The organism is Protofrankia sp. Cr1, from assembly GCF_963555865.1.
GTDB lineage: Bacteria > Actinomycetota > Actinomycetes > Frankiales > Frankiaceae > Protofrankia.
The window spans coordinates 5,696-6,461 of record NZ_CAUVXO010000334.1 but is presented as its reverse complement, the minus strand read 5'-3'; the positions used below and the strand labels follow the sequence as shown (position 1 = coordinate 6,461).

Sequence of the window (766 nt, the reverse complement as noted above, 5' to 3'; positions counted from 1 at the left end):
GACATCCTTGACGCAGTGGCCACGCCCGAAGAGGTCGTCCCGAACGCCATACACGACGAACTTTTCGCACGCCTGGACACCTCGATCAGCGACCTGTGGGCACAGGCCCGAAACAGTGCGTTCTGGCAGCACGTCACGGCGCACGGATTCGACCGTGAGCTGTACCGAATCATAATGATCCAGATCTACCACTACACCCGACATAATTCGATCAACCAGGCGGTCGCGGCCCTTCGCGCCGAGCCGGAACAGATCGGTCTGCTGCGCTTCGTCTACAGCCATGCCAGGGAGGAACTCGGCCACGAGAAGCTGATCCTGCACGATCTGCGCGCGGTCGGCCTGATCGGCCCGGACGAACCCGTCGACGAAGCGCCGCTGCCGGCGACCGACGCACTCATCCAGTATCTCTACGGTGTCGTTCTGCGCGAAAGCCCAGTTTCCCGCCTGGGCTACTCCTACTGGGCCGAGACGGTGTACGACCACATCAGCCCGGTGCTGGTGAAGGCCCGGGAATCGCTCGGCCTGAGCGACCGCGACATGGCCTTCTTCGTGGCGCACTCGGAGATCGACTCCAAGCATGCGGCCGAGGTACAGCACGCGATCCGCCATGCGGTGACCTCCCGCGAGCAGGCTGATGCAGTACATCGCGTCGCGGTCACCACACTCTGGCTGACCACGTCCCTGATGGAGCAGTCCTACGCGGAATGGACACGCCGTCGCAGCAACGCATCGCCGCGGGAGTCCAGCCGTGCTCACTGATTCATCC

1 protein-coding gene is annotated in these 766 nt (G+C 63.6%); it reads left to right on the top strand.

From position 1 onward, the window contains the following. Window positions 1-3 precede the first annotated feature (3 nt). Window positions 4-759: an iron-containing redox enzyme family protein gene (locus U9980_RS20590; RefSeq protein ID WP_416210342.1), complete on the top strand. Its 756-nt coding sequence runs from the start codon at window positions 4-6 to the stop codon at window positions 757-759. The last annotated feature ends 7 nt before the right edge of the window (window positions 760-766 follow it).